Origin of the sequence: Micromonospora sp. NPDC048930 (assembly GCF_043197935.1) — a bacterium.
In the GTDB taxonomy this organism is placed as follows: Bacteria; Actinomycetota; Actinomycetes; order Mycobacteriales; family Micromonosporaceae; genus Micromonospora.
The window spans coordinates 84,696-108,070 of record NZ_JBICUB010000005.1 but is presented as its reverse complement, the minus strand read 5'-3'; the positions used below and the strand labels follow the sequence as shown (position 1 = coordinate 108,070).

The 23,375-nt window shown below is 74.9% G+C and carries 20 protein-coding genes; 12 read left to right on the top strand and 8 right to left on the bottom strand.

Annotated elements, in window-relative coordinates; genetic code table 11:
* Positions 1 to 226 precede the first annotated feature (226 nt).
* Positions 227 to 733: an inorganic diphosphatase gene (locus tag ACGFI9_RS15165; RefSeq protein ID WP_393178566.1), complete on the top strand. Its 507-nt coding sequence runs from the start codon at positions 227 to 229 to the stop codon at positions 731 to 733.
* A gap of 57 nt (positions 734 to 790) precedes the next feature.
* Here ACGFI9_RS15165 and eccD read toward each other — a convergent pair whose 3' ends face one another.
* Entirely contained in the window at positions 791 to 2,194 is a 1,404-nt protein-coding gene (eccD, locus tag ACGFI9_RS15160; RefSeq protein WP_393178565.1) for a type VII secretion integral membrane protein EccD, read from the bottom strand.
* A gap of 100 nt (positions 2,195 to 2,294) precedes the next feature.
* Between eccD and eccCa the strand changes: the two genes are divergently transcribed.
* The 4 genes from eccCa (at position 2,295) to ACGFI9_RS15140 (ending at position 9,310) form a co-directional block, all read left to right on the top strand.
* Entirely contained in the window at positions 2,295 to 6,326 is a 4,032-nt protein-coding gene (gene eccCa, locus ACGFI9_RS15155) for a type VII secretion protein EccCa (RefSeq protein ID WP_393178564.1), read from the top strand.
* A 78-nt stretch (positions 6,327 to 6,404) separates the two neighbouring features.
* Positions 6,405 to 7,718, top strand: a complete 1,314-nt coding sequence (mycP, locus tag ACGFI9_RS15150) for a type VII secretion-associated serine protease mycosin (protein ID WP_393178892.1) — start codon at positions 6,405 to 6,407, stop codon at positions 7,716 to 7,718.
* Positions 7,719 to 7,762: 44 nt separating this feature from the next.
* Complete coding sequence (locus ACGFI9_RS15145; RefSeq protein WP_393178563.1) at positions 7,763 to 8,557, top strand: phosphatase PAP2 family protein; 795 nt, start codon at positions 7,763 to 7,765, stop codon at positions 8,555 to 8,557.
* Between the two features lie 30 nt (positions 8,558 to 8,587).
* Positions 8,588 to 9,310, top strand: a complete 723-nt coding sequence (locus ACGFI9_RS15140) for a phosphatase PAP2 family protein (RefSeq protein WP_393178562.1) — start codon at positions 8,588 to 8,590, stop codon at positions 9,308 to 9,310.
* A 48-nt stretch (positions 9,311 to 9,358) separates the two neighbouring features.
* Here ACGFI9_RS15140 and ACGFI9_RS15135 read toward each other — a convergent pair whose 3' ends face one another.
* The 6 genes from ACGFI9_RS15135 to ACGFI9_RS15110 form a co-directional block, all read right to left on the bottom strand.
* The gene (locus tag ACGFI9_RS15135; protein ID WP_393178561.1) at positions 9,359 to 10,537 is read right to left on the bottom strand and encodes a MarP family serine protease; all 1,179 of its coding nucleotides are present in this window, start codon (positions 10,535 to 10,537) and stop codon (positions 9,359 to 9,361) included.
* An 88-nt stretch (positions 10,538 to 10,625) separates the two neighbouring features.
* The gene (locus ACGFI9_RS15130) at positions 10,626 to 11,324 is read right to left on the bottom strand and encodes an NUDIX hydrolase (protein ID WP_393178560.1); all 699 of its coding nucleotides are present in this window, start codon (positions 11,322 to 11,324) and stop codon (positions 10,626 to 10,628) included.
* On the bottom strand, positions 11,321 to 11,935 hold the full coding sequence (locus tag ACGFI9_RS15125; protein WP_393178559.1) for a TlpA family protein disulfide reductase: 615 nt from the start codon (positions 11,933 to 11,935) through the stop codon (positions 11,321 to 11,323). The genes ACGFI9_RS15130 and ACGFI9_RS15125 overlap by 4 nt, the downstream gene beginning before the upstream one ends.
* Positions 11,932 to 12,711: an endonuclease III gene (nth, locus tag ACGFI9_RS15120; RefSeq protein WP_393178558.1), complete on the bottom strand. Its 780-nt coding sequence runs from the start codon at positions 12,709 to 12,711 to the stop codon at positions 11,932 to 11,934. The genes ACGFI9_RS15125 and nth overlap by 4 nt, the downstream gene beginning before the upstream one ends.
* Before the next feature lie 61 nt (positions 12,712 to 12,772).
* Positions 12,773 to 13,945 carry a CapA family protein gene (locus tag ACGFI9_RS15115; RefSeq protein WP_393178557.1) on the bottom strand — a complete coding sequence of 391 codons (1,173 nt, stop codon included), beginning with the start codon at positions 13,943 to 13,945 and terminating at the stop codon, positions 12,773 to 12,775.
* 79 nt (positions 13,946 to 14,024) lie between these two features.
* Positions 14,025 to 14,687 (bottom strand): adenosylcobinamide amidohydrolase, encoded by a 663-nt coding sequence (locus tag ACGFI9_RS15110; RefSeq protein ID WP_393178556.1) that lies wholly within the window; start codon positions 14,685 to 14,687, stop codon positions 14,025 to 14,027.
* Between the two features lie 219 nt (positions 14,688 to 14,906).
* On the opposite strand from ACGFI9_RS15110, the gene ACGFI9_RS15105 reads away from it, so the two are divergent.
* Positions 14,907 to 15,584: a Crp/Fnr family transcriptional regulator gene (locus ACGFI9_RS15105; RefSeq protein WP_007073398.1), complete on the top strand. Its 678-nt coding sequence runs from the start codon at positions 14,907 to 14,909 to the stop codon at positions 15,582 to 15,584.
* Positions 15,585 to 15,650: 66 nt separating this feature from the next.
* Here the strand turns inward: ACGFI9_RS15105 and ACGFI9_RS15100 are convergent, their stop codons facing one another.
* The gene (locus tag ACGFI9_RS15100) at positions 15,651 to 16,262 is read right to left on the bottom strand and encodes a DUF3592 domain-containing protein (RefSeq protein ID WP_393178555.1); all 612 of its coding nucleotides are present in this window, start codon (positions 16,260 to 16,262) and stop codon (positions 15,651 to 15,653) included.
* Between the two features lie 136 nt (positions 16,263 to 16,398).
* On the opposite strand from ACGFI9_RS15100, the gene ACGFI9_RS15095 reads away from it, so the two are divergent.
* From ACGFI9_RS15095 to ACGFI9_RS15070, 6 genes are all read left to right on the top strand, one after another.
* Positions 16,399 to 17,142 (top strand): metallophosphoesterase family protein, encoded by a 744-nt coding sequence (locus tag ACGFI9_RS15095; RefSeq protein WP_393178554.1) that lies wholly within the window; start codon positions 16,399 to 16,401, stop codon positions 17,140 to 17,142.
* 329 nt (positions 17,143 to 17,471) lie between these two features.
* Entirely contained in the window at positions 17,472 to 18,113 is a 642-nt protein-coding gene (locus ACGFI9_RS15090) for a TetR/AcrR family transcriptional regulator (RefSeq protein WP_393178553.1), read from the top strand.
* Positions 18,114 to 18,127: 14 nt separating this feature from the next.
* Complete coding sequence (locus ACGFI9_RS15085; protein WP_393178552.1) at positions 18,128 to 18,922, top strand: TIGR03084 family metal-binding protein; 795 nt, start codon at positions 18,128 to 18,130, stop codon at positions 18,920 to 18,922.
* A complete protein-coding gene (locus tag ACGFI9_RS15080; RefSeq protein ID WP_393178551.1) occupies positions 18,919 to 20,634 on the top strand; it encodes an acyclic terpene utilization AtuA family protein in 1,716 nt (571 codons plus the stop codon). The genes ACGFI9_RS15085 and ACGFI9_RS15080 overlap by 4 nt, the downstream gene beginning before the upstream one ends.
* Positions 20,631 to 21,770, top strand: coding sequence for an acyl-CoA dehydrogenase family protein (locus tag ACGFI9_RS15075; protein ID WP_393178550.1), 1,140 nt, complete (start codon positions 20,631 to 20,633; stop codon positions 21,768 to 21,770). Before ACGFI9_RS15080 ends, ACGFI9_RS15075 begins: the two co-directional genes overlap by 4 nt.
* The gene (locus tag ACGFI9_RS15070) at positions 21,767 to 23,368 is read left to right on the top strand and encodes an acyl-CoA carboxylase subunit beta (protein ID WP_393178549.1); all 1,602 of its coding nucleotides are present in this window, start codon (positions 21,767 to 21,769) and stop codon (positions 23,366 to 23,368) included. The genes ACGFI9_RS15075 and ACGFI9_RS15070 overlap by 4 nt, the downstream gene beginning before the upstream one ends.
* Positions 23,369 to 23,375 lie beyond the last annotated feature (7 nt).

Genomic DNA, 23,375 nt, shown 5'->3' with positions numbered 1-23,375 from the left:
CCGGAAGCGGAACCTCCGGAGTTCCGCCCGTCAACCCCCTCGGGGCGGTAGTGTGAATCTTCCCTCCCCACGACCCCCTCCTCCCCCGCTCAAAAGCACCTTGGGTGACACTACTTCGGTCCGAACACTATGCGGCGGCCGGAGCCGGCGGGGGTCGTTCACCCGCGCGGAGGGCGGCGCCACTGGTTTCCGTTAGCCAGCGTGGGCAAACGAGGGAGCGTGGAAGATGGATTTCGACGTCACGGTTGAGATCCCGAAGGGTCACCGGAACAAGTACGAGGTGGACCACGCGACCGGCCGGATCCGGCTGGACCGCACCCTCTTCACCTCCACGCAGTACCCGGCCGACTACGGCTTCATCGAGGGCACCCTGGGCGAGGACGGCGACCCGCTGGACGCCCTGGTGCTGGTCCCCGAGCCCACCTTCCCCGGTTGCCTGATCCGCTGCCGCACGATCGGCATGTTCCGGATGACCGACGAGAAGGGCGGCGACGACAAGGTCCTCTGCGTGCCGTACGAGGACCCGCGCCAGGAGCACCTGCGGGACATCCACCACCTGGGCGAGTTCGACCGGCTGGAGATCCAGCACTTCTTCGAGGTGTACAAGGACCTCGAGCCGGGGAAGTCGGTCGAGGGCGCTACCTGGGTGGGCCGTACCGAGGCCGAGGCCGAGATCGTCGCCTCGTTCCAGCGGGCCAAGGAGGCCGAGGAGCGCGGCGAGACGCTGCACTGACCTGACCTGCGTAGACGGGCCCGGGCCGCTCAGCCGAGCAGCCCGGGCCCGCGCGCATCAGCCGAGCAGACCCCGGGCCCGGTCGTAGAGGTCCAGCACCGCGCAGGCCACCGGAACCACGGAGACCACCAGCGCGGTGTCGGTCAGGTCGGCCAGCCGGCCGAGGTACGGGGAGACCGGTCGCCGGGCGTACGTGGCACCGGCCACCACGGCGGCCACGGCCAGCAGGAGCCCGCCGGCGGCCAGCACGAGCCGGCCGGTCGGGCCGGCGTGCCCGGCGAGGAGCACGCCGAGCAGGGCGTACCCGGTCAGGCCGGCGACCACCGGGGGGACCCGGTGGCGGACCGCCACGAAGAGCCGGGAGCGCAGCAGCAGCACCGCGCAGCCGACCGCCGCCAACAGCCGGCCGGCCAGCCCGCCGGTGGTGGCCAGCACCGCCGTGGCGGCCACCGCCAGTCCGGCGTGCCCGAGCAGCAGGCCGGTCAGCACCTCCTCGGTGCGGGCCACCGCCGCGTGCACCCGCCCCTTGTCGGGCAGGTCCCGCACGCCGTCCGGGCCGCCCGTGGGGCCGGCGGCGGGCAGGGTGATCGGCGGCAGCGGCACCTTGCCGAGCCGGATGGCCAGCAGCGGCAGCCCGCCGAGCGCGAACACCAGCACGCAGAGCAGCACGGCCGCGGTGCCGGCCGGGTCGAGCAGCAGCCCGCCGAGGGCGGCGGACGCGCCGGCCGCGCCGACGGTCACGCCGGCCACGAAGACCCGGCCGCGGCTGGCCACGCCGAGCAGGCCGAGCACCGACACCAGCAGCAGGGCCACCGAGCCGGCCAGCAGTTCGGGGGCACCGACCCAGGGCAGCGGCCCGAACGGGCCGACCGGGTCGCCGGAGCCGACCGCCAGGGCGCCGGCCGCGGCGGCCCAGGGCAGGGCGTACCCGCCGAGGGTGGTGCCGGCCGGGCCGTCGCCGTACGCCCTGGAGGCGGCGGTGCCGGCGAGCACCAGCAGCAGCGCCACCGCGACCGCGACGGGCCAGCCGGCGCGCGGCCCGGGCCCGGCGGCCAGTACGGCGACCAGCCCGACGGCCAGCGGCACGCCCGCGCCGACCAGGGTGGCCGCCCGGGTGGCCGCCGGTGACCAGGCGGCGCCCCGCCGGCGGGCCCCGTCGGCGATCGCCTCGACCACGTCGTCGTACTCCAGCTCGGGCCACTCGGCCCGGGCCGGTACGAGGTGCAGCACCTCGCCGTCGCGTACCCCCTGGGGGAGCAGCGCCTGTGCGGTGGCCAGCACGGCTCCGTCGGTGCGCCGCAGCACCCAGCCGCCGTGCCGTTCCCCGTCGTCGGCCAACCCCTCCCCGGCGTGCCGGAGCACCTCGGGCAGCAGCTCGGCCAGGGGAACCTGTTCCGGCAGGGCCACGTCCACCCGCCGCTGGGGGGCGCTGATCGTGACCCGGGCCAGCCCGGTTGTCATCGATGTTTCTCCATATCGAGCGGGACGGGTGACTGACGGATGACAGGACTTTACCTACGATGAGCCAGGCTCGGGTCACCGAGAGCCACGGGAGGGTTGAGTGTCCACTGTCGTCATCAAGCGGCCGCCACGCCGCCCGGCGCCGGAGATCCCGGCCGGCGAGCTGCCCGTCGAGGCGCCGCCGGAGATCCCGGTGCTGGCCGGCGGGCGCTGGCAGCAGGCGCTGATGGTGCTGCCCATGCTGGGTGGCACGGTGGCGATGGCGATGATGTTCGGCCGGGGCGGCGGGGCCTACTCGTACGTGGTGGGCGGCATGTTCGGCCTCTCCTCGGTGGCGATGCTGGTGACCTCCTGGGGCAGCGCCTCCGGCACCCCGCGCAAGTCGGAGATGATGGCCGCCCGCCGGGAGTACCTGCGCCACCTGGCCGCGCTGCGCCGCCGGGTCCGGGAGACCGCCGCGGCGCAACGGGCCGGGCTCTACTACCGGCACCCCGACCCGGGCCGGCTCTGGTCGACGGTGGACAGCCACCGGGTCTGGGAGCGCCGGCCGGGCGACCCGGATTTCGCCGTCGTCCGGGTGGGGGTCGGCCCGCAGACCCTGGCCACCCCGCTGATCCCGCCGGTCACCCGGCCGCTGGAGGAACTGGAGCCGATGACCGCCGGGGCGCTGCGCCGCTTCCTCGACGCGTACTCGGTGGTGCCGGACCTGCCGGTGGCGCTCTCGCTGCGCAGCTTCGCCCGGGTCTTCGTCCGCGGCCCTCGACAACTCCAGCTCGGCGCGTCTGACGCCGCGCCGCGACCTGAAGCCGTCGCTGAAGCCGTCGCTGGGGCCGTCGGCGCGCGCGGCGCCGGCTCCCCGGCCGCGCAGGGGCTGGCCCGGGCCGTGCTCGCCCAGCTCGCCGTCTTCCACGCCCCCGAAGAGCTGCTCATCGCGGTCTGCGCCGGGCCGGAGCGGCGGGCGGTCTGGGAGTGGGTGAAGTGGCTGCCGCACGCCCACCACCCGAGCCGCACCGACGCGCTCGGCCCGGTCCGGCTGGTCACCAGCTCCGCCGCCGAGCTGGAACGGCTCCTCGACGACGTACTGGCCAGCCGGTCCCGGTTCAGCCCGGCCGGCCCGGCGACCGACGGCCCGCACGTGGTGGTGCTGCTCGACGGGGGCGACCTGACCGGGGCGACCGACCTGGCCGGAGACGGCGGGATCGACGCGGTCACCGTGCTCGACCTGGACACCCCGCCGCCCCGCCTGCTCGACCGGTACACCCTCCTGCTCGACCTGACCGACGGCCGCCTGCACTCGCACTCCGCAGAGGGGCACGCCGAGGTGGGCAGCGCCGACGCGCTGGAACCCGCCGACGCCGAGGCCGTCGCCCGCCGGCTCGCCCCGCTGCGGCTCGCCGGCACGGTACGCGGGCCGGACGCCCCGCCCGGCGCCGAGCCGGGCCTGCCCGAGCTGCTCGGCATCGGCGACCCGCAGAACTTCACCGCCGAGCAGGGCTGGGCGCCCCGGGCGGCGCGGGACCGGCTGCGGGTGCCGATCGGGGTGGGTGCCGACGGCGGCGCGATCGAGCTGGACCTCAAGGAGTCGGCGCAGGACGGCATGGGCCCGCACGGCCTGCTCATCGGCGCGACCGGCTCCGGCAAGTCGGAGCTGCTCCGCACCCTGGTGCTGGGGCTGGCCGCCACGCACAGCTCGGAACAGCTCAACTTCGTGCTGGTCGACTTCAAGGGCGGGGCCACCTTCGCGCCGTTCGACCGGCTGCCGCACACCGCCGCGGTGATCACCAACCTGGCCGACGCACTGCCCCTGGTCGACCGGATGGTCGACGCCATCAACGGCGAGCTGACCCGCCGGCAGGAACTGCTCCGGCGGGCCGGCAACTTCGCCAGCCTGCGCGACTACGAGCGCGCGCGGGCGGCCGGCAGCCCGCTCGCCCCGCTGCCGTCGCTGCTGCTCATCTGCGATGAGTTCTCCGAGCTGCTCTCCGCCAAGCCGGACTTCATCGACCTCTTCGTCCAGATCGGCCGGTTGGGCCGGTCGCTCGGCGTCCACCTGCTGCTCGCCTCGCAACGACTGGAGGAGGGGCGGCTGCGCGGGCTGGACACGCACCTGTCGTACCGGATCGGGCTGCGGACCTTCTCGGCGCTGGAGTCCCGGACGGTGCTCGGGGTGCCGGACGCGCACGAGCTGCCCCGCACCCCCGGGCACGGCTACCTGCGCTCGGGCACCGACCCGCTGGTCCGGTTCAAGGCCGCGTACGTCTCCGGCCCGGTCCGGCGCCCGGGCGGGACGGCGGGTGCGGCCGGTGGCGGCGCCGCGCGGCTGCGTCCCTTCTCCACCCACCTGGTGCCGGTGCCCGAGCCGCCCACCCCGGCCGCGCTCCCGGCCACGGAGGCCACCAGCGAGAGCCTGCTCGACCTGATGGTGGCCCGGCTGGCCGGGCAGGGCCCGCCGGCGCACCAGGTCTGGCTGCCGCCGCTGGACTCCTCGCCCTCCCTCGACGAGCTGCTCGGCCCGGTGGGCGCCGACCCGGCGCGCGGGCTCACCGTCGCGAACCCCGAGCTGCACGGCGCCCTCCAGGTGCCGGTGGCGGTGGTGGACAAGCCGCTGGAGCAGCGCCGGGACCTGTTCTGGCTGACCCTGGACGGGGCGGCGGGTCACGTGGCGGTGGTCGGGACCACCCGCAGCGGGCGGTCCACCCTGCTGCGCACGCTGGTCTGCGCGCTGGCGCTCACCCACACCCCGGCCGAGGCGCAGGTCTACTGCCTCGACTTTGGCGGCGGGACGCTCGGCGTGCTGCGCGACCTGCCGCACGTCGGCGGGGTCGCCGGGCGCACCGACGACACCGCCGTACGCCGGACCGTCGGGGAGATCGCGGGGCTGCTCGCCCAGCGGGAACGGCGCTTCGCCGAGGCGGGCGTGGAGTCGATGGCCGCGTGGCGCCGGCGGCGGGCCGCCGCGCTGGCCGGTGGCCACCCGGGCACCGACCCGTTCGGCGACGTGTTCCTGGTGGTCGACGGCTGGAACACCCTGCGGAGCGACTACGAGGACCTGGAACCCCTGGTCACCGAGCTGGCCACCCGGGGTCTGGCGTACGGGGTGCACGTGGTGGCCACCGCGCTGCGCTGGTCGGACTTCCGCCCGGCGATCCGCGACCTCTTCGGCTCCCGGGTGGAGCTGCGCCTCGGCGACCCGGCCGACACGGTGGTGAGCAAGCGGCCGTTCGCGGCGGCCGTGCCGGAGGAGCGACCGGGCCGTGGCATCACCGCCGCAGGGCTGCACTTCCTCGCCGCCACCCCCACGGTCGCCGGGCTGGGCAGCGAGACGACCGACCTGGTCAAGGCGGTGGCCGGGGCCTGGTCCGGCCCGCCCGCGCCCCCGGTACGACTGCTCCCGCCCGTGCTGCCGTACGCCGAACTGGACCAGAGCGCGACCAGCGGGCTGGCCTTCGCGATCGGGGTGGCCGAGGCGGACCTGCGCCCGGTGGTGCTGGACTTCGCGGTGGAGCCCAACTTCGTGGTCTTCGGCGACGCCGAGTGCGGCAAGTCGTCCTTCCTGCGGGCGCTGGCCACCTCGATCGTCGACCGGTTCAGTCCGGAGCAGGCCCGGGTGATGCTGGTGGACTACCGGCGCAGCCTGATGGGCACGATCGAGACGCCGCACCTGATCGGGTACGGCACGGCCGCGCCGCACACGGCCGAGCTGATCGAGTCGGCGGCGAGCTACCTCCAGGGGCGGCTGCCCGGGCCGGAGGTCACCCCGGCCGAGCTGCGCAGCCGGTCGTGGTGGACCGGGCCGGAGCTGTTCGTGCTGGTGGACGACTACGACCTGGTGGCCGGCGGGCCGACCAATCCGCTGCGCGCGCTGGAGGAGCACCTGCCGCACGCCCGGGATGTCGGCCTGCACCTGGTGCTGGCCCGCCGCGCCGCCGGTTCCGGGCGGACCTCGTTCGAGCCGATCATCCAGCGGCTGCGGGAGCTCTCCACGCCCGGCCTGGTGATGTCCGGCGGCGGCGAGGAGGGGCCGCTCGTCGGGCAGGTGAAGGCGGGGCCGCTGCCCCCGGGCCGTGGCCGGCTGGTCACCCGGCGCGAGGGGGTCCGGTTGGTGCAACTGGCCCACCTCCCCGCGGGGTGAGGGGTGTCTCCGAGTTGCACCGTGACGTAAGGGAAACCCGGTAATCTCCGAGCAGCATGGTCTTGTCGCGATGAATGGCTGGGGAATGTGACCAGGGATCAGGGGGCGTCGACGGCCCGACGCGTCGTCGGGCGGGCGCTGCTCGGGGTGGCGGCCACCGTGGCCGCCACCGCCGGTCCGTGGGCACCCCCCGCGCACGCCGCCACCGTGGCCCGGGAGCCGGGCTGGGTGGCGCCGGTGGCGTCCCCGGTCCGGGCCGACCCGGTCCGCGAGGACCAGTGGCAGCTCGACGAGTTGAACGCGAGGACCGCCTGGCGGACGTCGACCGGGCGCGGCGTGGTGGTCGCGGTGGTCGACTCCGGGGTGGACGGTTCCCACCCGGACCTGGCCGGCCAGGTGCTCCCCGGCATCGACCTGGTCTCCCCCGGCGGCGCCGAGGGCCCGGACCCGGTGGGGCACGGCACCACGGTCGCCGGCCTGATCGCCGGCCGGAACGACGACGATCGTGGCGTGGTCGGCCTCGCCCCCGGCGCCAAGATCCTTCCGGTCCGGGTGCTCGACGACGAGAACCGGTACGACGACGCGCTGATCGTCGCCAAGGGGGTGCGCTGGGCGGTCGACAACGGCGCCCGCGTGATCAACCTGTCCCTCGGCGGCGGCGGGGACAGCGCCGCCCTGGCCGCCGCCCTCGACTACGCCTTCGCCCGGGACGTCGTGGTGGTCGCCTGCACCGGCAACCTGGCCACTTCGAAGAGCCCCAAGGTCTGGTACCCGGCCCGCGAGCCCGGCGTGATCGCCGTCGCCGGGCTGGAGCGCAACGGCAAGGACCTGTGGTCCGGCTCGATCACCGGCCACGAGACGGTGCTGACCGCGCCGGCGACCGGGCTCCACGGCGCCCGACCCGACGGGTACTGGCGGGTGCAGGGGACCAGCTTCGCGTCGCCGCTGGTCGCGGCGACGGCGGCGCTCATCCGGTCCCGGTACCCGCAGATGTCCGCCGGCGACGTCGTCAACCGGATGATCACCACGGCTCGGGACCTCGGTCCCACCGGCCGCGACGACCGGTTCGGGTACGGGCTGGTGGACCCGGTGGCCGCGCTGACCACCGACGTGCCGTCGGTCGGCGGCAACCCGCTCGACGACAACGCCTCCCCCGGGGTGGTCGGCTTCGGCCCGGCGCCCGGCTCCGGGCACGACACCCGGGCCGCCGCCGGGCAGGGCGGCGACCCGTTCTACGCCGCGCCCCGGCAGCAGACCAAGTGGTCGGCGCGGGCGGCCGGGCAGGCCGCCGGCCCGGCCCCCGAGCGGCTCTGGACCGGGCTGGCCCTCTTCGTCGCCCTGGTCACCGGGGCGGCGCTGGCGGTCCGCCGGTTCCGCCAGGCCCGCCGTTGACCCCGCCGGTCTGACCGGCCGCCCGGCGGGGTAGTGGTCAGCGTATGAACGTGCGGGGTGTGGACGGTCGGGTGTCCAGGGGTAACCGGTCGTGGCGGGCGGACCGCCTGGATCCGGACCGTTCGCTGGGCCTGCGCCTCACCCTGGCGGCCGTCGCGGCGTTCCTGGTGCTGGTGCCGTTCGCCCTGCTGGCGCTCCTGGTGCTGGGCTCGTGGCCGCCGCTGTTCCGGCTCGACGCCACGATCACCGACACGCTCCACCGGTACGCGCTGGCCCACCCGGCCTGGGTGCGGGCGATGAGTCTCTGGACCGACGTGTTCGCTCCCAACCCGCTGCGGGTGGCCGCCGCACTGGTGGCGGCCTGGTTGCTGTACCGCCGGGCGCCGCGGCTGGCGGTCTGGGTGGTCACCACGATGACCGTCGGCGGTCTGCTGGGTGGCCTGCTCAAGCTGCTGGTCGGGCGGCACCGCCCCGACCTGCTCGAACCGGTGGCCCGGGCGGCCGGGTACTCGTTCCCGTCCGGGCACGCGCTGAACGCCACCCTGGCCGCCGGGGTGCTGCTGCTGGTCTTCCTGCCGTACGCCCGGAACCGGCGCGGGCTGCGCTGGGCGCTCTGGACCGGGGCGGTGCTGATCGCCGTGGTCACCGGGCTCAGCCGGATCGCGCTGGGCGTGCACTGGACCAGCGACGTGGTCGGCGGCTGGCTGCTCGGCGCCGCGGTGGTCGCCGCCACGACCGCCGCCTTCACCACCTGGCGGACCCGGACCGGTCAACGGCCGGTGCGTACCGTCCGGGAGGGTGTGGAGCCGGAGCTGGCCGAGCCGGACCCGCACGCGTAGTTCGACACCGGCCGGGGTAAAGGGCGGCCCATGTCCGATGTCGTGCTCCAGGTTGCCAGGCGGATCCTGCTGCCGGTGGCCGTGCTCTTCTCGGTCATGGTGGCGCTGGGTTTCCTGGTCACCCGGGTGCTCGCGCGGGCCTGGCCGTTCACGGTGGAGGACGCGGTCAACCGCGAGCTGGCGGCCGACCGGACGCCGGGGTGGAACAACGTGTCGCTGGTGTTCAGCACGCTGGCCAGCACCCAGCTGATCGTGGTGGTGACCGTGCTGGTCGCGCTGGTGCTGCGGCTGGTGCTGCACCGCTGGCGGGAGCCGCTCTTCCTCTGCGCGGCGGTGAGCGCGCAGGCACTGGTCTTCCTCTTCACCACGATGGTGATCGACCGGCACCGCCCGGCCGTCGAGCACATGGACGCCTCACCGCCGACCTCCAGCTTCCCGTCCGGGCACACCTCCGCCGCGACCGCGCTCTACGTCGGCATCGCGGTGCTGCTGGCGCTGCGGACGAAGCGCACCCCGGCCCGGCTCACCTGGTGGGCGCTGCTGGTCCTGGTGCCGCTCGGGGTGGCCGCCACCCGGATGTACCGGGGCATGCACCACCCGAGTGACGTGGTGGCGTCCTTCCTCAACGGCGGCACCTGCGTGGCGATCATGGCCCGCGTCGTGCTCGACCGCACGCTCACCTGGGGGCGGACCCGGCTGCCGGTCAGCCGGGCGGGCGACGACGTGGCCCGGGCGGGCGCGTCCGCCGGCTGACGCCCGCCGAAGGACGGGGTCCGTCGCGGTCCGGCGCCGTCGCCCGGCTCAGGTGCAGTCGCCGGTGCCGACCCCCCGGGTACGCTCCGCGCCGGCCAGCGCGACCGGCCGGGCCTCGGCGGCGGTCACCGCGAAGCCGGTGTTCGGGTCGTCCGCCGCCGCCGCGAAGATCACCCCGAGCACCAGCCCGTTCGAGGAGACCAGCGGGCCGCCCGAGTTGCCGCTGCGGACCAGCGCCCGGATCGTGTAGATCTCCCGGGTGACGTCGCCCGAGGAGTAGATGTCCGGGCCGGTGATCCGGTCGACGTCCCGGATCCGGGCGGGGCGGGCGTCGTACGGGCCGTCGAGAGGGAAGCCCAGCACGATGGCGTCCGCCCCGCTACCGGCCTGCCCGGCGGCGAAGCGCAGGGACGGGCCGGGCAGCCCAGGCACGTGCAGCACGGCCAGGTCCCGCTCCGGGTCGTAGACGACCACCTCGCCGTCGTACCGCTCGCCGCGCAGCTCCACCGCCACTGAACGGGTGCCGGCCACCACGTGCGCGTTGGTCATCACCCGGTCGTCCGCGTACACGAAGCCGGAGCCCTCGATGCGGCGGGCGCAGCTCGGCGCCGAGCCCAGCACCTTCACCACCGACCGCTGGCTGGTCTGCACCACCTGCGAGCCGGCCAGCGCCGGGTCGGGCGGGGAGACCTGGCGGGCGCGGGTCGGGGCGAGGTCGCCGAAGACGTCCGGGAAGCCGTTGGTGTCGACGGTGTCCCGCAGCGCGGTGGAGAGTTCCTGCGCCTTGTCCGGCAGGAGCCGGTCGATCACGGTCAGCAGCGCGCTGTTGCGGACCGAGGAGGCCACCCAGGGCACCGCCGACGAGCCCAGCGGCACCGCGACCAGCCAGGCCACCAGCATCACCGCGAGGACCGAGACCAGCGCCCCGCCGATGTCGTCGAGCCGCTTGGCCAGCTCGTTGGTGATCGTCTTGCGCAGGTGCGAGCCCAGCCACCCGGCGAGCGCCTGCCCCAGCACGGCCAGCCCGAAGATCGCGACCAGGGAGACCAGGACGCGGATCCCGCTGTCGGTGAACTGCCGGGCCACCAGCGGGCCGACCTGGAGGCCGAGGAGCGCGCCCAGGAAGAACCCGGAGAGGGACAGCGCCCCGATGGCGAAGCCCTGACGGTATCCGCTGATCGCGAACACGAGCATGAGCAGCAGCAGTACGAGATCGACGACGGACACCCGTCCAGGGTACGGGCAGCCGGCGCGATAGCGGCTGAGCGCTCGCTGAACGTGACGCCCAGGTACGCGGCGGCCCGCCCGCCCCCGCTCAGCGGACCGGGGTCTCGTCGACCGCGTCGGTGCCGGCCGAGGGCGCCGGGGTGGCGCCGGTGGGCGGCAGCTCCACCACCCGGGAGCGCGGCCAGGGGCGCGCCCAGCCACCCATCTCGAGAAGCGTGTTCAGCACCCCGGCGGTGAAGCCCCAGACGAGCATGCCGCGTACCGAGAAGGCCGGGCCGATCCAGCCGCTCGGGTGGCGCACCCGCATCCGGTTCTCCGGGTCGACCAGCTCGGCGACGGGCAGCCGGGCCACGTGCGCCACCTCGGCCGGCTCCCGCGGGTGCACCGGGTGCGGGGCGTGCCACCAGGCGAGCACCGGGGTGACCACGAAGTCGCTGACCGGGATCCACAGCTTCGGCAGCTCGGCCAGCACGGTGACGCTGCCCGGGTCGAGCCCGACCTCCTCGTTCGCCTCGCGCAGCGCGGTGGCGCTGGCGTCGGCGTCCTCCGGGTCGGCCGCGCCGCCGGGGAAGGCCGGCTGCCCGGCGTGGTTGCGCAGGGTGGCGGCGCGCTGCAGGACCAGCACGTCCGGGCCAGCCGCCGGCTCCTCGCCGAGCAGCACCAGCACCGCGCTCTCCCGCCCCCCGCTCTCCGGCGTGGTGAGCCGGGTGAAGTCCTCGGCCCGGGCGCTGCCGAGGCGGCCGAGCAACGGGTCCAGCCAGGTCGGTGGCTGCCGGTCGACGCTCATGCGGCCACCACCGCCACGCCGAGGTGCTGGCGGACCAGCTCGGCCAGGCGGGCGTCGTCGAGCGCGCCGGTCGAGTCGGTGTGCCGGATCCGGCCGTCCGCGCCGACGAAGACGGTCAGCGGGAAGGCGTTCCGGCCGAGCGCCCGCTCGAAGGCGTCCCCCTGGTCGACCAGCATGGGGAAGCGGACGCCGAAGTCCTCGCCGATGGACTGCGCGCCGCCCCGGCTGTCCCGGCTGTTCACCCCGATCACCTGGAACCGCCCGGCGGACCGCTCGCTGAGCCGCTGGAAGGCGGGCAGCTCCTTGCGGCAGGGCGGGCACCAGGACGCCCACACGTTGATCACCGCCGGACCCTTGACGTGACTCAGCGCGACCGGGTTGCCACCGGTGAAGCAGGAGAGGGTCAGCTCGGGCAGCGGATCGCCCGGGGTGCCGGGCGGCGTGGCGGGCGCCGAGGCCGGCGCGGCGGTCAGCGAGGCGCAGTCGGCGAAGGGCGACGGGCGCTCGGCCCGGGTCGCCGGGGCCGGACCGGCCGGCTCCTGGCCCGTGCCGGTGCACCCGGCGAGGGCCAGCAGCGCCGGCGCGAGCAGGTACGCGAGTCGGCGCTTCACGGCACGTCCGCCGCTGCCGCCTGCTGCGGGACCAGGTCCGGGTCGAGGCCGACGGCGGCCGCGAGGTCCCGGGCGCGGGGGCCCTTGAGCAGCTTGGCCGCCGCCACCGGGTCGGTCGGTCCGGTGCCGTACGCCGGGCAGAGCTTCGCCAGCGTGCACGCGCCGCAGGCCGGCTTGCGGGCGTGGCAGACCCGCCGCCCGTGGAAGATGATCCGGTGCGACAGCATCGTCCAGTCGCGCTTCGGGTACAGCGCGCCGATGGCGTGCTCGATCTTGACCGGGTCGGTCTCGCCGGTCAGCCGCCAGCGCTGCACCAGCCGCTGGAAGTGGGTGTCGACCGTGATGCCGGGGACCCCGAAGGCGTTGCCGAGGATCACGTTGGCGGTCTTGCGGCCGATGCCGGGGAGGGTGACCAGGTCGGCCAGCTTCCCGGGGACCTCGCCGTCGTACCGCTCGCACAGCTCGCGACCGAGGTTGATCAGGGAGCTGGTCTTGTTGCGGTAGAACCCGGTCGGCCGGATCAGCTCCTCCAGCTCGGCGCGGTCCGCCCCGGCGTAGTCGGCTGCGGTGCGGTAGCGGGCGAAGAGCTTCGGGGTGACCTCGTTGACCTTCTTGTCGGTGCACTGCGCGGACAGGATGGTGGCGACCGCCAGCTCCAGCGCGTTGGAGTGGTCGAGTTCACAGTGCGCGTCGGGGTGCGTCTCGGTCAGCACCCGGCCGATCCGCCGGGCGCGGCGGGTGCGACCGAGGTCGGTCTCGGGGGTACGCGTGGTCACGCCGGCCAGCCTACGTCGCGCGGCCGACGTGTCGGCGGGTCCACGCGCCGGCCGGGCCGCCTCAGGCGCCGGTGCCGGACGGCGCGCTGATCCGCCCGGCCTGGTCGAGCCGGGCCCCGGACTTCGGGAAGTCGGCCCGGGTGACCTCGCGGACCAGGCCGAGGCCCTGGCGCTCCCGGTCGATCGACGGCCGGCCGACCCCGTTCATCCGGGTGGAGGTGAAGGTGCCGTCGACGAAGCTGCCGTCCGCCTTGAGCGAGACCTTGAGCACCCCGCCCCAGCCGAGCCGGCCGGAGCTGTTCAGCGACTTCCCGCCCCCGGCGAAGTTGCCCAGGCTGTACGCGATCAGCCGCCCCTTGTAGAACTCCATGCCGCGCAGCACGTGCGGGCCGTGCCCGACGACCAGGTCGGCCCCGGCGTCGATCACGGCGTGCGAGAACTTGATCGGGTCGCCCCGGTTCTCGCCGAAGAACAGCTCGGTGCCCGGCCGCACCCGGCTCTTGTCCGCGCCCTCGGCGCCCATGTGCACCTGCACGACGACCAGGTCGGCCATGGTGGCCGCCTTCGCCACCACCTTCTTGGCCGACTCGATGTCGACCAGGCTGTTGGACCAGACGTACGACGAGAAGCCGGCCACCGCCACCTTCACGCCCTCGACCTCGACCACGGTGATCTGGTCCGGGGCACCGGTGTGCTGGAGGCCGTGCTCCTCCAGCGCGCGCTGGGTGTTCTCGTACCCCCGCGGGCCGTAGTCGTAGCCGTGGTTGTTGGCCTGGTTGAGCAGCTCGAACCCGGCGTCCTTGAGGTGCGCCGCGTACTCCGGCGGGGCCCGGAACTGGTAGCAGTTCTTCGGGCTCGGCCCGCACTTGCCGGTGCCGGTGTCCTCGGTGAGCGGCTCCTCCAGGTTGCCCATCACCAGGTCGGCCTTGAGCGCGGCCTTGACGTCGTCGAAGAAGCCCGCGCCGTCGTCCGCCGGCAGCCGGGACGGGGCGTTGCCCATGATCACGTCCCCGGTGGCGGCCAGCGAGATCGCCTGCTCCGACTCGTCCACCGGCTGGGCCGGCTGGTCGCCCTCGACCGGAGCGCCGCTCGCCGCCGCGCCCGGCTGCCAGGTCGGCGGGTCGTCGGCCTGGGGGGCGCAGCCGGCGACGAGCACGGCGGCGAGCAGCGCGCCGAGGACGGCCGCCGGTCGACGCCACGAGCGGCGGGACACGGAAAACGCGGGAGCATACATCGATCGCGACGCTACCGCGCGGGAACGCGCCCGACGACGTCCGATCGGTCGGAAAACGGGCGGCTCGCGGGTGGTCGGCTCAGCCCGCCCGCCGGTCGGACCAGGGGACGACGGTGCCGGCGCCGCCGGCCAGCACGGCCGCGTGCACCGCCCGGGCCAGCGGGGCACCCCAGGTCGAGCGGGGGCCGCCGTACGGGGCCGGTTGGCCGTCGGCCGGGCAGAGCAGGGTGACCGCGTCGGTCGGGGTGCCGGTGGCGGCCAGCCCCAGCTCCCAGATCGCCTGGGCCTTCGCCTCGGTGACCGTGGCCACCGCGTTGACCAGGGCCGCCTCGCTGAGCCGTACCGGGACGTACCCGACGATGTTGACCGTGCCGACGCGCTGGGCCGGGGCGGCCGGCGCGGGGGCGGCGGCCCAGACCGGGGTGCCCAGCCCGACCGTCGCCCAGACCCGGACGCCGGTGTCGGCGCGGGCCACCACCTCAGCCACGTCGACCCCGGTCAGCAGGCCCACCCCGGGTCCGTCCAGGCCCAGGCCGTCGGCCAGTTCGGCCAGGTGGTCGGCCGGGTCGTCCCGGTCGTACGACATGGGCACGGTCGCGTTGACCACCCACCGCCGCACGCCGATTCCGCCGCCCAGCGGGGCGCTGCCGACCGCCAGCAGCGGCTCCTCGGCACGCCAGACCAGCAGCGGGATGTCCGACCCGGCTTCGGGGCGGGTGGTCAGGAACGGCTCGCTCAGCACGCCGCCGACCCTACGATCAGGGTGGGAAGGGGGCGGCGGCCACCCGGCTCGGGGCCGGGATCCTAGTCGTTGACCGGGTCGGGTGGGTTACGCCCAAGGATCAAGATTCCAGGGGTGCACCTCTGATTCCTGCTCAGGTGCGCCTAGACTGGCGGCGCGCGAGGGATCAGCGGACGGCGGACCCGGCCGACGGACGGCACGCGCAGGCGGAGGTGCGCGATGGACGAGGTACTGGCCCGCAGCGGGATCTTCCAGGGTGTCGACCCGGAGGCTGCCGAGGCGCTCGCCAAGGAGATGGAGACGATCGAGGTCCGTAAGGGCGAGGTCGTGTTCAACGAGGGCGAGCCCGGCGACAGTCTCTACATCCTCCTGTCCGGCAAGATCAAGGTGGGGCGCCGCGCGGCGGACGGCCGGCAGAACCTGATCGCCGTGATGGGCCCGTCGGACATGGTCGGCGAGCTGTCGCTCTTCGACCCCGGCCCGCGTACGGCGACGGCCACCGCGGTGACCGACACCCGCCTGGTCCGGCTGCGCAAGCAGGCGCTGCGGCCCTGGCTGAACAACCGGCCCGAGATCGCCGAGCAGCTGCTGCGGGTGCTCGCCCGCCGCCTGCGCCGGACGAACGACTCGCTGGCCGACCTGATCTTCACCGACGTGCCCGGTCGGGTCGCCAAGAACCTGCTCCAGATGGCCGGCCGGTTCGGCACCCGCGACGGCGGCGTGCTGCGGGTGACCCACGACCTGACCCAGGAGGAGATCGCCCAGCTGGTCGGCGCCTCCCGGGAGACCGTCAACAAGGCCCTGGCCGACTTCGCCTCACGCGGCTGGCTCCGGCTGGACGGCAAGAGCATCATCATCCTGGACCCGGAGCGCCTGGCCCGCCGCGCGCGGGTCTGACACCTCCGTCACGCACTGCCCGGCCCGGCCCGCCCTCGCGCGGTCCGGGCCGGTTCCCGTCCGCGGTCAGGCCCGCGGTCGCCGGCGCGGCCACGGGTTCTGCCGGTCGCCCAGCCGGGGGACCGGCCGGCGGTGCCGCCAGTTCTCGGCCTGGTCGCGCCAGTGCGACCAGGTCCGCCGCAGGTACCACCCGTACAGCACCCCGGACACCGCCCCGAGGGCGATGAACAGGACGGGACCGAACACCGAGGGTTCGTAGCCCGACAGGTACGCGTACTCGGGCTCCTCCGGGTCGTGGACGACGGTGAGCCGGTCGCCGGGGGACGGCAGGTCCTCCGGTGTTTCGACCAGCCTGGCGCTAACCACCTCACCGCGGGCCGTGGTGAACCGGACCGTGATCCAGACCCCCCGCCGCTGCTTGCGGGCCTCTTCGACGACGGCGCTGGTCGTCTCGCCCCGCTCCCGCAGGTGCTGCCCGTCGACCAGCGCGCCGGCCCCGCAGTTGATGACGGCGAGCACCCCGCAGGCGACCAGGAACGCGGAGAGAGCCGGGTGCCGCAGCCAGTAGCCGGGCCGCCAGCGGCTCCGCGGTTCGCGCTGGACCGGACCGGGCAGCGACGTCCCCGGTGCCGTCCCCGGTCGCGCCTTTCGCCAGCGTCGTGCCTTCCGCCTCGCCACCGCCGCCTCCCACGCCCGGGCCGACGCGCCGCCCCGGGCGCCGGCGCCCACGGTAGGCGGCGGTGACAATTCCGCGCGCCGTCTGCCCGGCGCAGAATCCCTGGACATCACGGCGGGCCGGGGCCACGGTGGGGCGGTGTTCGAACGTGTCGCCGTCCTCTCCGACATCCACGGCGTGCTGCCGGCGGTGGAGGCCGTCCTGGCCGAGCCGGACGTGGCCACCGCCGACCTGATCGTGCTCACCGGGGACATCGCGGCCGGCCCGCAGCCGGTCGAGGTGCTGGACCTGCTCGCCGCCCTCGGCGACCGGGCCTGCTGGGTCGGGGGCAACGCCGACCGGGAGCTGGTCGAGGCACGGGCCGGACGCCCGGCGCCGATCGAGGTGTCGAACTGGGCCGCCGCCCAGCTCCGGGAGGACCAGGCCGCCCGGCTGGCCGCGCTGCCACCGACCGTCACGCTGCCCGTCGCCGGCCTCGGCGAGGTGCTCTTCTGCCACGCGACGCCCCGCGACGACGAGGAGGTCGTCCTGGTCGACTCGCGGCTCGACCGCTGGGCCGAGGTCTTCGCCGGCCTGCCGGCGGAGGTGGGCACCGTGGTCTGCGGGCACACCCACATGCCGTTCACCCGGCTCGTCGACCGCCGCCTGGTGGTCAACCCGGGCAGCGTCGGCATGCCGTACGGCGGGGCCGGGGCCTGGTGGGCGCTGCTCGGCCCGGGCGTGCAACTGCGCCGGACCCGGTACGACGTGGACGCCGCCTGCGCCCGGGTGGCCGCCGAGTCGGGCTTCCCGGACGCCGCCGACTGGGCCGACGAGTACCTGCGTTCCCGCCACAGTGACGCCGACGCCCTCGCCGTCTTCGGACCCCGCGACGGCCGCTGACCACCTCCGGCCGCACGCCCCCCGCCCGACCGCGGCACCCAGCCACGTCTGGTGGGTGACGGCGGGTAGGGGTCAGATCCGCTTTGGAGCTGAGTCGTTCGTGACATCGCCCGGCCCGCCGATCGGCGCAGGGCAGCGCTCTCCAGGCGGCTCGGGACCGGGTGACCCGGCGGCGGCGCAAGATCGTGAGTCGTTGGTGATATCAGCTCCAAAGGGGCTCGCACAGAGAACGTCCCCCGACGGAGGGCCCGGGTCGGTCACGGCCGCTGCGGTCGGCGCAGAAAAAAGTCAGTCTTGACTGTTTGTTTCGGTGGCGGCACGCTGTCCCCGTGCCCGTCGCATCGACCCGCGTCCCTCAGCAGGAACGCAGCCGCGCCACCCAGGCCAGGCTGCTGGAGGCGACCGTCGAGTGCCTGGTCGAGCGCGGCTGGTCGGGCACCACCACCACGGTCGTCGCCGCCCGGGCCGGCGTCTCGCGGGGTGCCCAGCTGCACCACTACCCGACCAAGGCCGCCCTGGTCACCGCCGCCGTCACCCACCTGACCGAGCGCCGGGCCGTGGAGCTTCGCACCGAGGCGGCCGCCGTGCCGGCCGGCCCCCGCCGGCTGGACCGGGTGCTCGATCTCCTCGCCGCCGCCTTCACCGGGCCGCTCTTCGTCGCCGCGCTGGAGCTGTGGGTGGCCGCCCGCACCGACGCCGAACTGCGCGACGCCCTGGTGCCGCTGGAGGCTCGGATCGGCCGCGAGATGCACCGGCTGACCGTCGAGCTGCTCGGCGTGGACGAGCGCCGGCCCGGCGTACGCGAGGCGGTCCAGGCCACCCTCGACCTGCTCCGCGGCCTCGGCGTGGCCAACCTGCTCAGCGACGACTCGGCCCGGCGTACCGCGCTGCTGCACACCTGGAAGCGCCAGCTCGCCACCCTGCTCACCCCCGACGACGGCCGCCCGCCCGGGAGCGCCCGGCCGCACTGACCCCCGGAGGCACCATGGTCGACCTGACCGCCCTGCTCACGGATCTGACCGCCGAGTCCGAGCAGCTCGACGCCCTCGTCGCGCCGCTGCCGCCGGAAGCATGGGACCGGCCGACACCGGCCCCGGGCTGGACGACCGCCCACCAGATCGCCCACCTGGCCTGGACCGACCACGTGGCCCACCTGGCCGCGACCGACACCGACGCGTTCTACGCCTCGGTCACCTCCGCGCCGGACCCGTCCCGGCTGGTCGACGACGGCGCCGAGTCGTTCCTCGCCCCGCCCACCGCACTGCTGGCCCGCTGGCGGGACGGCCGCGCGGCGCTCGTATCGGCCCTCGCCGCCGTGCCCGCCGGGGAGAAGCTGCCCTGGTACGGCACCCGGATGTCGCCCGCGTCGATGGCGACCGCCCGGATCATGGAGACCTGGGCGCACGGCGAGGACGTGGCCGACGCGCTCGGCGTCCGGCGTACCCCGACCAGCCGCCTGCGGCACGTCGCGCACCTGGGCTTCCGTACCCTCGGGCACGGCTTCGCCGCCCACGGCCGTGCGGTGCCGACCGCGCCGGTCCGGGTCGAGCTGGCCGGGCCCGACGGGGAGACCTGGGCCTTCGGCCCGGCGGACGCCGCCGACCGGGTCACCGGCCCGGCGCTCGACTTCTGCCTGCTGGTGACCCAGCGCCGGCACCGCGCCGACCTGGCCCTGGTCGCCACCGGACCGGTGGCCGACGAGTGGCTGGACGTGGCGCAGGCGTTCGCCGGCCCGCCCGGCGGCAAGCGGGAAGCAGCCGGCGGCGGGGTGCCGGCATGAGCGTGCCGCTCCGGGTCGGCAACGCCTCCGGCTTCTACGGCGACCGCCTCTCCGCCTGGCGGGAGATGCTCGACGGCGGCGGGCTGGACGTGCTGACCGGCGACTACCTGGCCGAGCTGACCATGCTGATCCTCGGCCGGGACCGGCTGCGCGATCCCTCACTCGGGTACGCGAAGACCTTCCTCCGCCAGTTGGAGGGCTGCCTCGGCACCGCGCTGGACCGGGGGGTCAGGCTGGTCACCAACGCCGGTGGGCTCAACCCGGCCGGGCTGGCCGCCGCGATCGGCGCGCTCGCCGGCCGGCTCGGCCTCACCGTGCGCGTCGGGTACGTCGAGGGCGACGCCCTCGCCCGGCCGGACGCGCTGACCGCGAACGCGTACCTGGGGGCGTTCGGGATCGCGGCCTGCCTCGACGCGGGGGCGGACGTCGTGGTCACCGGACGCGTGAGTGACGCCTCGCTGACGGTCGGCCCGGCCATCGCCCGGTTCGGCTGGGGCCGGGACGACCTGGACGCGCTGGCCGGAGCCACCGTCGCGGGGCACCTGATCGAGTGCGGGGCGCAGGTGACCGGCGGGAACTTCAGCTTCTTCACCGAGCTGCCGGACGGCGGTCACCGCCCCGGCTTCCCGATCGCGGAGATCCACCCGGACGGCTCGTCGGTGCTCACCAAGCATGCGGGCACCGGGGGCGCGGTCACCGTCGAGACGGTCACCGCCCAACTGCTGTACGAGGTGGGCGGGCCGGCGTACCTGGGGCCGGACGTGGTGACCCGGCTGGACACGGTGCAGCTGACCCAGGACGGGCCGGACCGGGTACGGGTCTCCGGGGTCCGGGGCACGCCGCCGCCGGACACGCTCAAGGTGGGCGTCAACAACCTGGGCGGCTTCCGTAACTCGATGACGTTCGTGCTCTGCGGGCTGGACATCCCGGCCAAGGCGGCCCTGGTCCGCGGCCAACTGGAGGAGGCGGTCGGCAAGGAAGGGCTGGAGTTCACCCTGGCCCGGACCGACCACCCGGACGCCGCCGACACCGAGGCGGCGAGCGCGCTGCTGCACGTACACCTACGGGACGGCGACAAGGCGCGGGCCGGGCGGGCCTTCTCGGCGGCCGCGGTGGAGCTGGCGCTGGCCTCCTACCCGGGCTGCACGCTGACCACCCTGCCCGGCGACGCCACCCCGTACGGCGTCTTCACCGCCGACACCGTGCCGCAGGACGCGGTGGCGCACGTGGCGGTACTACCCGACGGGGCCCGGGTGCCGATCGCCCCGCCCGCGCGGACGGCGGCCGTGCCGGCGGCCGCCCCAGCGCACCGGCCCGAGACCGCGGCGGCACCTGCCGGACCGACCCGGCGGGCGCCGCTCGGGGAGCTGGTGGGCGCCCGGTCCGGGGACAAGGGCGGGGACGCCAACCTGGGCGTCTGGGCCCGCACGGACGCGACCTGGGCCTGGCTGCGGGGCTGGCTCACCGTCGAGCGGCTGGGCGAGCTGCTGCCGGAGACCGCACCGCTGACCGTGGAGCGGTACGAGCTGCCGAACCTGCGCGCGGTCAACTTCGTCATCCGCGGCCTGCTCGGGCTGGGCGTGGCCGCCTCCACCCGGTTCGACCCGCAGGCCAAGGCGCTCGGTGAACTGCTCCGCTCGCGAGTGGTCGACCTGCCGGCCGGGCTGCCCGTCGGGTCGGCCGCACCGACCCACCGGGAGGGACAGTCGTGACCATCGTGGACACCCCCGAACGGCGGCAGCTGCGCGAGCTGACCCGGGCCTTCGTGACCCGGGAGGTGCTGCCGCACCTGGCCGACTGGGAGCGGGCCGGCGAGGTGCCCCGGTCGCTGCACGAGACAGCTGCGAAGATCGGGCTGCTCGGCATCGGCTTCCCCGAGAAGGTCGGCGGCAGCGGCGGCGACCTGCTCGACTCGATCGTGGTCACCGAGGAGATCATCCGCTCCGGCGGCTCGTCCGGCCTGGTCGCGGCGCTGTTCACGCACGGCATCGCGCTGCCGCACATGGTGGCCGCCGGGAACGACGACCTGATCGACCGGTACGTCCGGCCGACCCTGGCCGGCACGATGATCGGCGCGCTGGCGATCACCGAGCCGGACGGCGGCTCCGACGTGGCGGGGATCCGGACCTTTGCCCGGCTCGACGGCGACCACTACGTGGTGAACGGGTCGAAGACCTACATCACCAGCGGGCTCCGCGCCGACTTCGTGACCACCGCCGTCTGCACCGTCCTGCCCGGCTCCGGGGCGCTCAGCCTGCTGGTGATCGAGAAGGGCACGCCCGGGTTCACCGTCGGCCGGCGGCTGGAGAAGCTGGGGTGGCACTGCTCGGACACCGCCGAGCTCTCCTTCGTCGACGTACGGGTGCCGGTGACGAACCGGATCGGCCCGGAGGACACCGGCTTCCTCGCGATCATGCAGCAGTTCGCCAGCGAGCGGCTCTCCCTGGCCACCCAGGCGTACGCGACCGCGCAGCGCTGCGTGGAGCTGGCGGCGACGTGGTGCCGGGACCGGTCCACCTTCGGCCGGCCGCTCGCCAGCCGGCAGCTGGTCCGGCACCGGCTGGCCGAGATGCACACCCGGGCCGAGGCCGCCCGGGCGTACGTGCACGACGTGGCGGAACGGGTGGCCGCGGGCCAACCCGTGGTGACCGAGGTGGCGATGGCGAAGAACGTGGCGGTGGCCGCGTGCGACCACGTCGTCGACGCGGCGCTGCAACTGCACGGCGGCTTCGGCTACCTGCGCGACGCCGAGGTGGAACGGCACTACCGGGACGCCCGGATCCTCGGCATCGGCGGCGGCACCACCGAGATCATGAACGAGATCATCGCGAAGGGTATCGGCCTGTGACCACGCTGGACAGTGCGCTCGACCCGTCCGCGCCGGCCTACCGGGCGAACCGGGAAGCCCTGCTGGAACGCCTCGCCGAGCTGGAGGCCGCGCTCGACCAGGCCCGCGCCGGCGGCGGCGAGAAGTACGTGACCCGGCACCACAAGCGGGGCAAGCTGCTCCCCCGGGAGCGCATCGAGCTGCTGCTCGACCCGGACAGCCCGTTCCTGGAGCTGTCGCCGGTGGCCGCGTACGGGACGGACTTCCCGGTCGGGGCCAGCACGGTGACCGGCATCGGCGTGGTCGAGGGCGTGGAGTGCCTGATCGTCGCCAACGACCCGACGGTACGCGGCGGCGCGGTGAACCCGTGGGCCCTCGCGAAGACCCGGCGGGCCGGCGAGATCGCGCTGGCCAACCGGCTGCCCATGGTCAACCTGGTCGAGTCGGCCGGCGCGGACCTGCCCACCCAGGCGGAGATCTTCATCCCGGGCGGCCGGGTGTTCCGCGACCTGACCCGGCTCTCCGCGGCGAAGATCCCCACGGTCAGCGTGGTCTTCGGCAACGCCACCGCGGGCGGCGCGTACGTGCCGGGGATGTCCGACTTCACCATCATGATCCGGGACCGGTCGCAGGTGTACCTGGCCGGGCCGCCGCTGGTGAAGATGGCCACCGGCGAGGTCACCGACGACGAGTCGCTGGGCGGGGCGGCCATGCACGCCACGAAGTCCGGCCTGGCCGACTTCCTCGCCGAGGACGAGCGGGACGGGATCCGGCTGGCCCGGCAGTGCGTACGCCGGCTCAACTGGCGGAAGCAGGGCCCGGGGCCCCGGAACCCCGTCCCGCAGCCACCGAGGTACGACCCGGAGGAGCTGCTCGGCATCGCCAGCGCCGACCTGAAGGTGCCGTTCGACCCGCGCGAGGTCCTCGCCCGGGTGCTGGACGGCAGCGAGTTCGACGAGTTCAAGCCGGCCTACGGCACCGCGCTGGTCACCGGCTGGGGCGAGCTGCACGGCTACCCGGTCGGCGTGCTGGCGAACGCCCGGGGCGTGCTGTTCAGCGAGGAGGCGCAGAAGGCGGCCCAGTTCATCCAGCTCGCCAACGCCGCCGACACCCCGCTGGTCTTCCTGCAGAACACCACCGGCTACATGGTCGGCACCGAGTACGAGCAGCGCGGCATCATCAAGCACGGCGCCCTGATGATCAACGCGGTGTCGAACTCGAAGGTCCCGCACCTGACGGTCAACCTGGGCGCCTCGTACGGCGCCGGCAACTACGGCATGTGCGGCCGGGCATACGAGCCGAGGTTCCTGTTCACCTGGCCGAACGCCAAGTCGGCGGTGATGGGGCCGGCGCAGCTCGCCGGCGTGCTGTCGATCGTGGCCCGGCAGGCCGCCGCCGCCCGGGGACGCGAGTACGACGAGGACTCGGACGCCGCGATGCGGGCGATGGTCGAGCAGCAGATCGAGTCGCAGTCCGGCGCGCTCTTCCTCTCCGGCCGGCTCTACGACGACGGGGTGATCGATCCCCGGGACACCCGTACCGTCCTCGGGCTCTGCCTGTCGGCGATCCACAACGGACCGGTGCGGGGCGCCGACGGCTTCGGCGTCTTCCGGATGTGAGGCGGAC

Coding starts and splice junctions, on each gene's coding strand:
- ACGFI9_RS15165 (WP_393178566.1), top strand. CDS start 227: ATGGATTTCGACGTCACGGTTGAGATCCCGAAGGGTCACCGGAACAAG.
- eccD (WP_393178565.1), bottom strand. CDS start 2,194: ATGACAACCGGGCTGGCCCGGGTCACGATCAGCGCCCCCCAGCGGCGG.
- ACGFI9_RS15145 (WP_393178563.1), top strand. CDS start 7,763: ATGAACGTGCGGGGTGTGGACGGTCGGGTGTCCAGGGGTAACCGGTCG.
- ACGFI9_RS15140 (WP_393178562.1), top strand. CDS start 8,588: ATGTCCGATGTCGTGCTCCAGGTTGCCAGGCGGATCCTGCTGCCGGTG.
- ACGFI9_RS15130 (WP_393178560.1), bottom strand. CDS start 11,324: ATGAGCGTCGACCGGCAGCCACCGACCTGGCTGGACCCGTTGCTCGGC.
- ACGFI9_RS15115 (WP_393178557.1), bottom strand. CDS start 13,945: ATGTATGCTCCCGCGTTTTCCGTGTCCCGCCGCTCGTGGCGTCGACCG.
- ACGFI9_RS15105 (WP_007073398.1), top strand. CDS start 14,907: ATGGACGAGGTACTGGCCCGCAGCGGGATCTTCCAGGGTGTCGACCCG.
- ACGFI9_RS15085 (WP_393178552.1), top strand. CDS start 18,128: ATGGTCGACCTGACCGCCCTGCTCACGGATCTGACCGCCGAGTCCGAG.
- ACGFI9_RS15080 (WP_393178551.1), top strand. CDS start 18,919: ATGAGCGTGCCGCTCCGGGTCGGCAACGCCTCCGGCTTCTACGGCGAC.